Genomic DNA, 11,996 nt, shown 5'->3' on the forward strand with positions numbered 1-11,996 from the left:
CGCCCTTTCTTCAAATATAATTCATGCTTTTTTGTATTCCACACGGTTTTTGCTGTTACAAAACTTTTTATTCCTGAATCGTAAAAATCACAACCCGCTCCCGGCTATCCCCGCCCGGAAACAGATCCATACAGTCGATCTCATCGAGAAATTCCAGTTCCGGCACCGTCATCAGATACGAGATATAAGCATCCGACGGGTAATAGAAAAACAGCTGGATCTCCCGCGGATTTTCGTAGTACGATTCCAGCAGTCTTGCCATCGCTTTTCTTAAGATTTCAAGCGAAAACGGGTTAAAAAAATACACCCGGTCCACTTCCGCAGGAACGGGAAAATTTTCGGCGCTCTCCAGCACAAACTCCGTCCGCGCACCAGAGGCCGCCGCCTTTTTGTTTTCCATTGCCTTCGCATAAATCCGCTCATCATACTCCACACCGATGGACTGGCACCGGGTCTGCGCCGATAAGAAGAAATCTACGCGGCCCTTTCCGCATCCGTAATCGAGCAGCGTATTTCCCTTTCGGATCATCCCCGTGTTTGCCATCCGCTCCAGCACGCAGTACGGGGTCGGCTCATACGGATACCGGTACAGATCCGACCGGCTGTCGTCCCGCCCCATTGTGTGGATCTGAAGCAGCTTGTCCCAGCGGTTTTCGTTTTTATCCTCTCTCATCGCCCGTCTCCCGATACTGTTCGAATAATTCCAGATACTCCTGTTCCACCGCATCAAACGGCCGCACCGCGTAGTCCAGCGTGATGTGAAGCTTCGGTGCATCCCCCTCCTGCGGCTCCTCCAGCAGATTCGTCAAATCGTACCACAGCAGATCATTGTCGATCTGTTTCATCATCCGCTGCTCCTCCGCCGTCAGATCACTGCCAAGATATTTCTCATAAATCACCGAAAGCAGATGGTCCTCGATCTCGCGGTACCGCGGCATTTCCTGTTTTAATGGCCGCGGCACGTCCGACATGTAACACTCGCTCGCGTCATGCAGAAGGCACGCCAGCACCAGCCGCCGGGAATAGCCGCGCGCGGCCGCCTCTTTCGCACAGCAGATGCAGTGCTCTCCCACTGACCAGAACGTCGTCACATGGCCGTTTCCGCGGCAGATCATCGGCAGCGCATGCGCAAAATCCTCCACACAGAGCAGTTCCGGAGCGGGATGCACAGGGTCAAAATGTTTTCTTGTATACGTTGTTATTGTGCTCATTCTTTTATCTCACTATATGATTTTACTGCCGGCTGTCCCGCGTGCGGCTCGCCGATGATTTTTTCCATCCAGACCATATCGTACCAGCGGTCGAATTTGTAGCCGCAGTTGTGGAAGGTTCCCACGAGTTCGAATCCGAGATGCGCATGGAACTCGGCGCTGTTTTTCGTCAGATATTCATCCTCGACCTGCGGATAGCCGATGCAGGCGTAGAGGTTCAGAATGCCCATTTTTTTCAGGCGGTCCGCCAGCTCTTCATACAGTCTCCGGCCAAGGCCTCCTTTTCTTGCATTGTGATCGAGATAAATGGTCAGCTCGCTCGACCAGTCGTATGCGGCGCGGCCGACAAAGGCATGTGCGTATGCATAACCTTCGATTTTTCCATCCTGCTCGATGACGAGGTATGGATATTTTTTCATGATATCACGCATGCGGTTCTCAAATTCTTCCAGAGACGGCACGTCCCACTCGAAAGAAATGACGGTGTATTCTACATAGTAAGCATAAATCTCCAGAATGCGTGCGGCATCCTCTATTTTTGCATCTCTGACAGTAATTGTACTCATAATAAACTCCTCCTCTGACCGTACTGCTTGCGTTTTCTGAACTTTATCTTATCACTCCGCTGAAAAATGGACAACATGATTTCCAGATTTCCTTTTTTTCTAAATTTTTCTGTGCTCTTTGCTTTCTTTCCTGTATAATAAAAGAAACAAGACGGATCACTATTTTTCTTCTTAATGAAAGAAAGGAACGTGCCTATGAAAATTTTAAATCTCGAAAACGAAAACCGGAAATTCACCAAGTCCATCGAAAATTTCCACGTCATGGAATATCTCCAGGATTCCAGCGTCTCGCCGATGACTGCCATGGAGGAGTATTACATGAGCAAAATGAATGTGCGCCGCCGCCAGGTTGTCATTGAACTGGACAAGGAGCACTCCGCGATTATCCAGTCCGGTGCGATGCAGTGGATGGGCGGCCATGTACAGGCGACCGCCGGAATCAAAGGGATCGGCGACCTGTTCGGAAAGGCCATCAAAGGCGCCATGACAAAGGAATCTGCCGTAAAACCGGAGTACGTCGGCGACGGATATCTCGTGCTGGAACCGACCTACAAATACATCATTCTTGTGGATGTCGAGAAATGGGGCTCCTCCGGAATGACGATTGAGGACGGCATGTTCCTCGCCTGCGACGGCAGAGTCAAAACCAAACTGACCGCCCGCAAGAGCATTTCCTCCGCTGTCCTCGGCGGCGAAGGCTTCTTCAATCTGAGCCTCGTCGGCAGAGGCGCCGTTGCCCTCGAAAGCAACGTACCTGAGGACGAGCTGATCGAAGTCGAACTCGAAAACGACGAACTGAAAATCGATGGAAACCTCGCCGTCTGCTGGTCCTCCAACCTTGATTTCACCGTAGAGCGCTCCACCGGAACCCTCGTCGGATCCGCCGTCAGCGGTGAAGGCCTCGTCAACGTCTACCGCGGAACCGGCCGCGTCCTCATGAGCCCGGTCGCCCCGACAGATTCCCTGCCGACTGCAACCAACACGACCCAGGCGAACCCCGCTGTGAAGAACAACCTTCCGCCGGAAAATTAAATTCGAATCCTCTCCGCCCCTATGCCTAATACGCATAGAAAAAAGTCAAATTAAACCTCGTTTTTGATTGACACTTTCTTCAAAACATGTTAGCGTAAAATACGCATTTATCTTTACATTCTTAAGAAAAACCATACGATAAAATACATGTTCTGGAGAAAATGATGAATAGAATAAACTGGACTGAACTGAAACCGCAGATTCAGCAGGTCGGGCGATTAAGTCTGCCTGCGATTCTTACACAGATTACTACGATTGCGATGCAATACATTGATTCCGCGATGGTCGGCGCGCTTGGGGCGAATGCTTCGGCGGCGATCGGACTGGTTTCGTCGACGACGTGGCTCCTCAGCGGTACGATTTATGCGGTTTCAGCCGGTTTTTCTGTTCAGGTAGCGCATCAGATCGGGGGAAATCATGACAAGAAGGCAAGGGATGTTGTGCGGCATGGCATCGCGTCCGCGCTTGTTGTGTCGGCTGTTTTGTGCCTGATCGGGCTTCTGATCAGTCATCCGCTGCCGGGGTGGCTCGGCGGTGCGCAGGAGATCCGGCGGAATGCCACGCTCTATTTTATGATGTTTGCCATCATGCTTCCGTTTTCCCAGCTCAACTCGCTGATGTCGTCCTTCCTGCAGTGCAGCGGTGATATGGTGACGCCCAGTATTTTAAATGCCGTCATGTGCGTGCTCGATATCATTTTCAATGCTCTTTTGATTCCGGTTTTCGGTGTCATGGGTGCCGGTATGGGAACGATGCTGGCCTGCGCCGTCATCAGCCTCACGGGTGCCTGGTTCTGTTGTGTCCGCAATCCGCGGCTGCGTCTCCGCCGGAAGGAAAAAACGGTTTTTGATACGAAAATTCTGAAAACTGCATTCAAAATCGGTGTGCCGGTTGCCGTACAGGAAATCGCGATGAACAGCGCCATGGTTGCTGCCACCATGCTGATTGCCCCGCTCGGCTCCATTGCGATTGCGGCCAATTCGTTCGCCGTCACCGCCGAAGGCCTCTGCTACATGCCAGGCTACGGCATCGGTTCCGCCGCGACAACGCTCGTCGGCAGAAGCTACGGCGCCGGAAATTACAAGCTGGCGAAACGCTACGGAAATATCTGCATTGCCATGGGCGCAGTCCTGATGGCCATCACTGGAGGTCTGATGATGATCTTCTGTCCGTTCGTCTTTAGCATTCTGACTCCTGACCCGCAGGTGCGCTCGTTTGCCGCCGAGGTACTCCGCATCGAACTGCTCGCCGAGCCGTTTTTCGGCGCTTCCATCGTTGCCGCCGGAGCCCTCCGCGGAACAGGCGATACGTTTGTGCCAAGCCTTCTGAACCTTGGCAGCATCTGGGTCATCCGCCTCGGTCTCGCGGTGCTTCTCATCACCCCGCTCGGCCTGCGCGGCATGTGGATCGCCATGGCTATCGAGCTCTGCATCCGCGGATTGCTGCTGCTCTACCGCCAGCATACATCGAAATATTATAAACTGCCCGCAGCCTGACTTGGCGGCAGCGTATAGAAAAAGCGCTTATTTGAGATTTCATTCCCGCCTCAAATAAGCGCTTTCTATTTTACCTTATCCCTTGTTTCAATTCACAGTCGGTATTTTCACGGAGTCTGACATGTCGAAAATAGTTCGACTGTGACTTGCCTCATGTCTGTGGAGGATACCGATTTCTCTCCGCCCGCCACTGCCGTTATGTTTCTTTTAACAATTCATCCCACCACTTTAGAAGCGGGGGACTTCTTGTCTACTGGTATTAAAACTGAATCACTTCCGGCTCATCCGTAAAGGAGCTGATCATTGCCGTTGCGTTCTGGAAATTTTAAACGTCTCAACCTCCACAACCCGCTCTTTCCCTCTCGTTCCCCAGATCATCAGATGGACCTTATATTCCACCGAATCCCGTGCATAAAAGAATGGCTCCTCGCGCAGCAATGATGCGCGTTTTCCTTCGGCTTCCAGTATCTTTTTCCGTTTCATTGCCTGCTCCTGGATTTTTCGGATCTGGGTTCCTTCTTCGCCGGTGAAGCGTCGTTTCGGATAATTCTGTGCTTCGCGGGCCAGTTTTTTTTCCAGTAAATCCACGACTTTCGCGTGGCGGCTCGTATGCAGCAGTTTTGCGATCTGTTTTGCGAGGAGTTTTCCCTGCCATTTTTCATAAAGTGCAAGATACCACAGCAGCACTTTATCGCCTGCCTCCGATGCCAGTTTTTTCATCTCCGTAATTGCCTCTTCCGTCGCTTCCCACCACGGGCATGACGGTACGAGATACTGATCCGGCACGGCCGGGTAGCAGCAGAAATTGAGCGGCGGGAAATTGGCCAGCGATGCCAGACGCATTTCTTCCTCGGTGCAGAACGCCTCGCCGAGGTATTCCAGCTTGTCCCGCAGGATCGCAATACGGAACTCAATCTGCCGCAGATACTCGTATCCGTCCACCCAGAAATGACCCGTTTTTCCGTAATCAAACAGATGCACTTCCAGTGAAAGGCGGCTGAAAAACAGCGTGCACACCGTCTCTCCCTGCCGCACGATCAGAACGTACTGCTCCCCGTCTTTTTCCAGTGCAGCATCTATTTCTCCCTCGTATTCCTTCTGATACGTTCCCGTCAGCTCCGCGTCATGAAAAACGAGAAAGCTCTCTGCCGCATCGTTCATCAGATAGACAAGCCAGATCTCCTTTTCTCCTCCACCGTACCGCTCACCCGGAAGCAGCAGCTCGAACTGCCCCTGCGAAAGAAGCACATCCAGCCTTTCCAGTTCCTCGGTCCATGTGATATTTTCTGCAATTTCCATTCCGTGATTCTCCCCTGTTTTCTTTTACTTCCTATGATACACCATAAAAAGGCTCCACTGCAATCCAAAGCAGTAGAGCCCCTTCTCCAAATTTTTCTGTTATTAATCCGTCCCGTTATCCGGCGCATGCCGTCCGCACTTTCTCGTCCAGCGTCGTCTGAATCTCTTTTAAATTCACCGGTTTCGGAATATGCCCGCGTCCGCGCACCGCTTGCGGTCCGTTGCAAAGGTATTTGCTGTCATCGCAAAAATCGGAACATCATTGTCCTCACGCACACTGTTTCGAATTTTTTTCGTCGCCTCGATGCCATCCATCACCGAAATGTTCCATATTTACGCAGCTGGCTGCCATTTTACAGGCCCTGTAGCTTTGCGTCACAGCCTTTCGACTGCTTTGCCGAGATTCTTTTTTTATTTTAATTCATTGCTGTAAGACTCTCTTCTCCTTTCCCATCGGAATATGATATAATGACCTCTGGATTTTGGCAGATTACTGTTTTTAACATTGGAGGTGTACGATGAAATACAGACTCATAACAGAAAACGATTTAGAATATGTTGTCGAAAAAAATAATGAATACTACAACAATGTCGAAGGCTGCTGGACCTATGAAAAAGCCTATAAGAGAATTTATCAGGTACTCACAATGGAAAATTCCTGAAGTAAACTGCGGAATCGCAAGTATGTGTTTCGTCTTGAAAAAGCAGCAAAAATATAGTATAATATTTTTGTTTCTGACCTGGCTGAAACATTTATAATTCTTGTTTCTGTAGCTCAGCAGGATAGAGCGTCCCCCTCCTAAGAGAAAGCCGAGGCATTCCCCAAAGGGAAAAAATGAAAAACAACTTTCAGTTCGAATCTATTCTGAAAAATGCCAAAGGTGACAACAAAGCATTCCCCAATTTGGGGAACGTTCTAATGTTACCAAAGTAAAAAAATCTGTAGATTGACAACTCGAAAAAGAGTTGATAATCTTATATATGGCCGAAGGGAAAAATCCCAGAAACCCAGTAAAATCAAGGGTTTGCGGCATGTGTCGTCATAGCTCAGCTGGATAGAGCACTCGCCTCCTAAGAATATGTTATAACGACCGCCTTTCGGGCAAAGGCGATTGACATTGAGTAAGTTTAAGACTAAAATTGAATAGATTTTAAAGATGTTTCCGTAGCTCAGCTGGATAGAGCGACCGCCTCCTAAGCGGCAGATTGTTCGATTCCTTCGAGCAATGAAAATTGCATAAATCTTAAAAATGTCTCAGTAGCTCAGCTGGATAGAGCACACGCCTCCTAAGAGAAAGCCGAGGCATTCCCCAAAGGGAAAAAATGAAAAACAACTTTCAGTTCGAATCTATTCTGAAAAATGCCAAAGGTGACAACAAAGCATTCACCAAATTGGGGAACGTTCTAATGTTACCAACTCAAAAAAATCTGTAGATTGACAACTCAAAAAAGAGTTGATAATCTTATATATGGCCGAAGGGAAAAATCCCAGAAACCCAGTAAAATCAAGGGTTTGCGGCATGTGTCGTCATAGCTCAGCTGGATAGAGCACTCGCCTCCTAAGCGAGGGGTCGGAGGTTCAAATCCTCTTGGCGACGGGCTTCAAAGCGTTCGAAAATGTTAGCTGGATTAGCTGACAACGAACGCTTTTGTTATTTTCAAATCACGTTCGTGACACGAAATTCCATTCAAAATGATCAATTTCCAGCTAACGCAATCTGATTTTTGTTAGCTGACAGCTAATCAAAATTACCGGTTTGCAAACATGGGTTTTAGGAAGTTCAGCTAACATTTGGGTTCCGCTCTGTTGTCACCCCTTATTCGGGGATGTAAATCAGAGAAAAGGCGGGAAAAGAAACAATCTCTCCCAAACCTGCAAACATGAATTAGCTGAAACAGTATTCAATTCTATTAGCTACAGCTAATGGTCAAACAGCAATGTCTGTTTGGAACTTTACTATCTATAAAAGTTCCAGGCAGGCATTTTTTATTTCCTGAATCCTGGAGGAAAGGAGTCAAGATGACTGAACCAAACAGACAATCAGAAGAAAACGAAGAAAGAATCATAGAAATTGAGATTGAGCGTCTTCGACCGTTCAAAGAGCATCCGTTTCAGGTGAAGGATGATAAGGAAATGTTTCTTCTGCAGGAAAGCATTGAAAAGTATGGAATATTAAATCCGCTGATCGTCAGACCGGTACCGGATGGATACTATGAGATCATATCCGGCCACAGAAGAAAACATGCTGCGGAGAAACTGGGATACCGTAAAGTACCGGTAATCATCCGGGTATTAAGTGAAGATGATTCCATCTTGAGCATGGTAGATTCCAATCTTCACAGAGAACGGATCAGCTACAGTGAAAAAGCTTTTGCTTACAAACTGAAGAATGACGTATTAAAAAGAAAAAGTGGTCGAAAAAAGAGCCAAGTTGACCACAAAACACCAAGAAAGCGGGCAATAGAAATCATCAGTGAAGATTGTGGTGATAGCCCAAAACAAGTGCAGCGTTATATCTCACTGACAAAACTGATACCGGAAATGTTGCAGAAACTGGATGATGAGATCATTTCTTTTTGTCCGGCTGTAGAGATAGCTGCATTAAGTGAAAAAGAACAAAGAGAACTGCTTGTAGCAATGGAGTATGCACAGGCAATCCCATCACTCTCACAGGCCCAGAGGATCCGGCAACTGAGTAAAGAAAAACAGTTGTCACTGGAAAAGATGGAAGAGATCATGTGTGAAGTGAAAAAGGGTGAGATCACAAGAGTGGCATTCACAAACGAGCAGTTGCACAAGTATTTTCCAAATTCTTATACACCGGCAATGATGAAACGGGAAATACTGGCACTGTTGAAATTATGGAAAAAAGAATCATGGGATAGTTAAAGGAGGAAGAAATCATGTGTAAAGTTATATCCGTAGTAAACCAGAAAGGTGGCGTCGGAAAGACCACCACAACCGTAAATGTAGGCATTGGACTGGCAAGAGAAGGTAAGAAAGTGTTGCTGATCGACGCGGATCCACAGGGAAGTTTAACCGCAAGTCTTGGATATGAGGAACCGGATGATCTTCGCATCACACTGGCAACGATTATGATGGATGTCATTAACGAAGAAGAAATCTCTCTGGAAGATGGTATCTTACATCACCAGGAAAATGTAGATCTACTTCCGGCAAATATTGAGCTTTCTGCCCTGGAAGTAACGATGGGAAATGTTATGAGCAGAGAAATGATCATGAAGGAATATATCGATGCGATAAGAGGCCGATACGATTATATCCTGATCGACTGTATGCCAAGTCTTGGTATGATGACAATCAATGCACTGGTCTCTTCCGATTCCGTGCTGATACCTGTACAGGCCGCATATCTGCCGGTGAAAGGACTTCAGCAGCTGATCAAGACCATTCTTACAGTAAAGAAAAGGCTGAACCGGAAACTGGCGATTGAGGGCATTCTGTTGACTATGGTTGATTTCAGAACCAATTACGCAAGGGACATTGCATCGAGAGTACATACAACATACGGAAGCCAGATAGAAGTATTTGAAAATGTGATTCCGATGTCTGTAAAAGCAGCTGAGACCAGTGCAGAGGGAAAAAGCATCTACATGCACTGCCCGAAAGGAAAAGTTGCCGAAGCATATAAGAACTTAACACAGGAGGTTTTGAAAAATGAAAAATAGAAGTGGCGAAAAGATTAAACTGGCAAGCATTGATGAACTGCTTGGTGTGGTAAATGAAGAATCTGCAATGGAGATAGAGATCAGTAAGATCCATCCGTTTAAAAATCATCCGTTCAAGGTGCTGGATGATGAAAAGATGCAGGATCTGGTTGAAAGTGTAAGGATCAATGGAGTACTGACACCGGTACTGCTTCGAATGGATGATAATGAAGAATATGAAATGGTATCCGGTCACAGAAGAATGCATGCAGCACAGCTTGCAGGACTTACAACTATTCCGGCAATCGTAAGAGAATTATCGGATGATGATGCCATTGTGGCTATGGTGGATGCTAACATTCAGCGAGAGGAATTGTTGCCGAGTGAGAAAGCATTTGCTTATAAGATGAAACTAGAGGCAATGAAAAGACAGGGAGTTAGAACAGATTTAACTTTGTCTCAAAATGAGACGAAGTTGAGATCTGATGAAGTCTTGAGCAAGCAAGTTGGGGAAAGTAGAGCTCAGGTTCAAAGATTTGTACGATTAACAGAACTTATTCCGGAACTTCTTGATCTGGTAGATAACAAGAAGCTTCAGTTTACGGTTGCTGTCAATATCTCCTACATCGATAAGGAAGTACAGGGATGGATCTACGAATATATCAGCGACACCGGATTCATCAAACCAAAACAGATTGCAGCACTCAGAAATCAGCTGAATGATGGACCAATCAATCAGATTCAGATGTTATCGATTTTCAATAACTGTGTGATGGCAAAGAAAGTATCCCGGTCTCTTACTTTCTCAGAAAAGAAACTGACAAAGTATTTTCCGGATGATTATACAGCCAAAGATATGGAGCAGGTGATTGAATCATTATTAGAAAAGTGGATGCAGGAACAGTCCTGTTAAGGAGAGAAAAAGCTAAGAAAACAATGTCAAAGAAGTTTAAAAAGAGGACTTCTTAGCAGAAAATGAAAGGAGGAAATTATGGAGAAAAAAATGACATTTAATTATTTTTACGGTACCGAAGCTGATCAGTTCAGCTTCTACCGCATACCAAAAGCATTATTTACAGACAGCTACTTTAAAGATTTATCAAGCGATGCCAAAATTTTATATGGACTGATGTTGGATCGAATGTCTCTTTCCATCAAGAATCAGTGGTTTGACGACAAAAACAGAGCATATATCTACTTTTCCATCGAAGATATCATGGAATTACTGAACTGTGGCAGAAATAAAGCCATCAAATCCATGAGAGAACTGGATGACGAAACAGGAATTGGTCTGATTGAGAAACGTAGACAGGGATTTGGAAAGGTGAATGTTATCTACGTAAAAACCTTTATGCCTGAGAAAACAGATGAGAAAAAATTTGGAGAGGAATTAGAGAAGTTTAAAAAACAAACTTCTGTGGAAAATGAAGAGACTGCAGAAGTTTACAATTTAAACTTCATGAAGTCCCAAAATCAAACTTCTAGAAGTCCCGAAAACAAACTTCAAGAAGTTTACATTTCAAACCCTAATAATACTAATCTTAGTGATACTGAAATGAATGATAATAAATCTAATCATATCATATCTGTGGATGAGAAAAGATGTGATAGCGATAATCGCTCTGAGGATTATCAGGCTTATGAAAACCTTGTCAAGGAGACCATTGATTATGAATCACTGGAAGTAACCCATCATGACGATATGCGACAGGTAGATGAAATCGTGAACCTGATCGTAGAAACTGTGATGTGTAAAAATGACAAGATCTTGATTGCCAGCAACTGGTATCCGGCATCACTGGTGAAGAAAAAATTTCTGATGCTGACCTATTCACATATCGAGTATGTCTTACACTGTATGCGTGGTAACACCACCAAAGTGAAGAACATCAAGAAATATTTATTAGCAGCCCTGTTTAATGCACCGTCTACGATGAACGGGTATTATCAGGCAGAGGTGAACCATGATATGCCAGGACTGGTAAGATAGGAGGTGCACATGTTTATTTTAAAACTTGCTGGGAAAATATTATTACTGCCGGTATGGCTGATCCTTTTTGTGATCGGACTGGCAGTAAAGATGACAGTACAGACTTATGCGGTTGTCAGAGGGATCCTTGGGTTTATATTCACTTTGTTGATTATAGCGACTGCATACTGTTACCATGACTGGGTACAGGTTGCATTTCTGTTTTCGCTGAGTGTAATTCTGTATCTGATCCTTTTTGCAGGAGTCTTCGTAGATACTGTATTGGACATGACAAGAGAATCTATTATTGATTTTATTTTATCTTGAGGAGGATATGAAAATGAGCGAAAAGAATGATTTTATTCAGTTACCACCGATCAAAAAAGACACACCTTCCGAAGTGGTCTCAATGATCTGGCAATATTTGAAATTACCCGAGGAATCCAGAAAGAGGGTGAAAGCAGAGCTGATTAATGTACATGAGAACTGTGGGAAAGAAGATTTTCAGATTCCTAATCTCTATGACATCGTTCCAAAAGAGGAAATCGCAGAATTTGAGGACATCATGCGTAAGATCATAACAGGAATTATTTCTGAGGCCAGTGGTATAGCCACCTGGGTGTATGTGCAGAAATATGTAAAACACAAGACCTTGGATGAGATGCTAGAAGAATGGGCAGGAGCAAGTCAGTTCATCCTTGCTATGGACACTTGGTTTGAAAGATTGATGGCGGATCAATAGAAGCTGTGATAG

General features: G+C 45.8%; 14 protein-coding genes, 1 tRNA gene and 1 riboswitch. Of the genes, 10 read left to right on the forward strand and 5 right to left on the reverse strand.

Annotated elements, in window-relative coordinates; translation table 11 throughout:
- Window positions 1–67 precede the first annotated feature (67 nt).
- From DXD92_RS10385 to DXD92_RS10395, 3 genes are read right to left on the reverse strand one after another with little or no spacing between them, the layout of a single operon-like run.
- Complete coding sequence (locus tag DXD92_RS10385; protein WP_117805126.1) at window positions 68–673, reverse strand: class I SAM-dependent methyltransferase; 606 nt, start codon at window positions 671–673, stop codon at window positions 68–70.
- Window positions 660–1,211: a hypothetical protein gene (locus DXD92_RS10390; RefSeq protein WP_117805127.1), complete on the reverse strand. Its 552-nt coding sequence runs from the start codon at window positions 1,209–1,211 to the stop codon at window positions 660–662. Before DXD92_RS10390 ends, DXD92_RS10385 begins: the two co-directional genes overlap by 14 nt.
- Window positions 1,208–1,777: a GNAT family N-acetyltransferase gene (locus tag DXD92_RS10395; RefSeq protein ID WP_117510517.1), complete on the reverse strand. Its 570-nt coding sequence runs from the start codon at window positions 1,775–1,777 to the stop codon at window positions 1,208–1,210. The genes DXD92_RS10390 and DXD92_RS10395 overlap by 4 nt, the downstream gene beginning before the upstream one ends.
- A 195-nt stretch (window positions 1,778–1,972) precedes the next feature.
- Between DXD92_RS10395 and DXD92_RS10400 the strand changes: the two genes are divergently transcribed.
- Both DXD92_RS10400 and DXD92_RS10405 read left to right on the forward strand, forming a co-directional pair.
- On the forward strand, window positions 1,973–2,809 hold the full coding sequence (locus DXD92_RS10400; protein WP_117805128.1) for an AIM24 family protein: 837 nt from the start codon (window positions 1,973–1,975) through the stop codon (window positions 2,807–2,809).
- A gap of 164 nt (window positions 2,810–2,973) precedes the next feature.
- The gene (locus DXD92_RS10405; protein WP_242991195.1) at window positions 2,974–4,305 is read left to right on the forward strand and encodes an MATE family efflux transporter; all 1,332 of its coding nucleotides are present in this window, start codon (window positions 2,974–2,976) and stop codon (window positions 4,303–4,305) included.
- 300 nt (window positions 4,306–4,605) lie between these two features.
- Here DXD92_RS10405 and DXD92_RS10410 read toward each other — a convergent pair whose 3' ends face one another.
- Entirely contained in the window at window positions 4,606–5,604 is a 999-nt protein-coding gene (locus DXD92_RS10410) for a DUF3878 family protein (RefSeq protein ID WP_117805129.1), read from the reverse strand.
- A 174-nt stretch (window positions 5,605–5,778) separates the two neighbouring features.
- Window positions 5,779–5,919, reverse strand: coding sequence for a response regulator (locus tag DXD92_RS10415; RefSeq protein ID WP_117805130.1), 141 nt, complete (start codon window positions 5,917–5,919; stop codon window positions 5,779–5,781).
- 18 nt (window positions 5,920–5,937) lie between these two features.
- A riboswitch (cyclic di-GMP riboswitch) is annotated at window positions 5,938–6,013 on the reverse strand.
- Window positions 6,014–6,122: 109 nt separating this feature from the next.
- On the opposite strand from DXD92_RS10415, the gene DXD92_RS18560 reads away from it, so the two are divergent.
- The 8 genes from DXD92_RS18560 (at window position 6,123) to DXD92_RS10455 (ending at window position 11,984) form a co-directional block, all read left to right on the forward strand.
- Window positions 6,123–6,266, forward strand: coding sequence for a hypothetical protein (locus tag DXD92_RS18560; protein ID WP_158565922.1), 144 nt, complete (start codon window positions 6,123–6,125; stop codon window positions 6,264–6,266).
- 862 nt (window positions 6,267–7,128) lie between these two features.
- Window positions 7,129–7,202: transfer RNA gene (locus DXD92_RS10420), tRNA-Arg, on the forward strand.
- A 326-nt stretch (window positions 7,203–7,528) separates the two neighbouring features.
- Window positions 7,529–8,494, forward strand: coding sequence for a ParB/RepB/Spo0J family partition protein (locus DXD92_RS10430; RefSeq protein WP_005334872.1), 966 nt, complete (start codon window positions 7,529–7,531; stop codon window positions 8,492–8,494).
- Between the two features lie 14 nt (window positions 8,495–8,508).
- Window positions 8,509–9,294, forward strand: coding sequence for a ParA family protein (locus DXD92_RS10435; protein WP_005334870.1), 786 nt, complete (start codon window positions 8,509–8,511; stop codon window positions 9,292–9,294).
- Window positions 9,284–10,186 (forward strand): ParB/RepB/Spo0J family partition protein, encoded by a 903-nt coding sequence (locus tag DXD92_RS10440; RefSeq protein ID WP_005334867.1) that lies wholly within the window; start codon window positions 9,284–9,286, stop codon window positions 10,184–10,186. Before DXD92_RS10435 ends, DXD92_RS10440 begins: the two co-directional genes overlap by 11 nt.
- Before the next feature lie 78 nt (window positions 10,187–10,264).
- Window positions 10,265–11,263, forward strand: coding sequence for a DUF6017 domain-containing protein (locus DXD92_RS10445; protein WP_117739581.1), 999 nt, complete (start codon window positions 10,265–10,267; stop codon window positions 11,261–11,263).
- A 9-nt stretch (window positions 11,264–11,272) separates the two neighbouring features.
- Window positions 11,273–11,569, forward strand: a complete 297-nt coding sequence (locus DXD92_RS10450) for a hypothetical protein (protein ID WP_015514766.1) — start codon at window positions 11,273–11,275, stop codon at window positions 11,567–11,569.
- Between the two features lie 13 nt (window positions 11,570–11,582).
- Window positions 11,583–11,984, forward strand: a complete 402-nt coding sequence (locus DXD92_RS10455; protein WP_181977218.1) for a hypothetical protein — start codon at window positions 11,583–11,585, stop codon at window positions 11,982–11,984.
- Window positions 11,985–11,996 lie beyond the last annotated feature (12 nt).

The organism is Blautia sp. TM10-2 (assembly GCF_003480845.1).
Lineage (GTDB): Bacteria > Bacillota > Clostridia > Lachnospirales > Lachnospiraceae > Fusicatenibacter > Fusicatenibacter saccharivorans.

Bases quoted from the DNA above. Each gene is read 5' to 3' on its own strand.
- DXD92_RS10385 (WP_117805126.1), bottom strand. From the start codon at position 673: ATGAGAGAGGATAAAAACGAAAACCGCTGGGACAAGCTGCTTCAGATC.
- DXD92_RS10390 (WP_117805127.1), bottom strand. From the start codon at position 1,211: ATGAGCACAATAACAACGTATACAAGAAAACATTTTGACCCTGTGCAT.
- DXD92_RS10395 (WP_117510517.1), bottom strand. From the start codon at position 1,777: ATGAGTACAATTACTGTCAGAGATGCAAAAATAGAGGATGCCGCACGC.
- DXD92_RS10400 (WP_117805128.1), top strand. From the start codon at position 1,973: ATGAAAATTTTAAATCTCGAAAACGAAAACCGGAAATTCACCAAGTCC.
- DXD92_RS10405 (WP_242991195.1), top strand. From the start codon at position 2,974: ATGAATAGAATAAACTGGACTGAACTGAAACCGCAGATTCAGCAGGTC.
- DXD92_RS10410 (WP_117805129.1), bottom strand. From the start codon at position 5,604: ATGGAAATTGCAGAAAATATCACATGGACCGAGGAACTGGAAAGGCTG.
- DXD92_RS10415 (WP_117805130.1), bottom strand. From the start codon at position 5,919: ATGGATGGCATCGAGGCGACGAAAAAAATTCGAAACAGTGTGCGTGAG.
- DXD92_RS18560 (WP_158565922.1), top strand. From the start codon at position 6,123: ATGAAATACAGACTCATAACAGAAAACGATTTAGAATATGTTGTCGAA.
- DXD92_RS10430 (WP_005334872.1), top strand. From the start codon at position 7,529: ATGGTCAAACAGCAATGTCTGTTTGGAACTTTACTATCTATAAAAGTT.
- DXD92_RS10435 (WP_005334870.1), top strand. From the start codon at position 8,509: ATGTGTAAAGTTATATCCGTAGTAAACCAGAAAGGTGGCGTCGGAAAG.
- DXD92_RS10440 (WP_005334867.1), top strand. From the start codon at position 9,284: ATGAAAAATAGAAGTGGCGAAAAGATTAAACTGGCAAGCATTGATGAA.
- DXD92_RS10445 (WP_117739581.1), top strand. From the start codon at position 10,265: ATGGAGAAAAAAATGACATTTAATTATTTTTACGGTACCGAAGCTGAT.
- DXD92_RS10450 (WP_015514766.1), top strand. From the start codon at position 11,273: ATGTTTATTTTAAAACTTGCTGGGAAAATATTATTACTGCCGGTATGG.
- DXD92_RS10455 (WP_181977218.1), top strand. From the start codon at position 11,583: ATGAGCGAAAAGAATGATTTTATTCAGTTACCACCGATCAAAAAAGAC.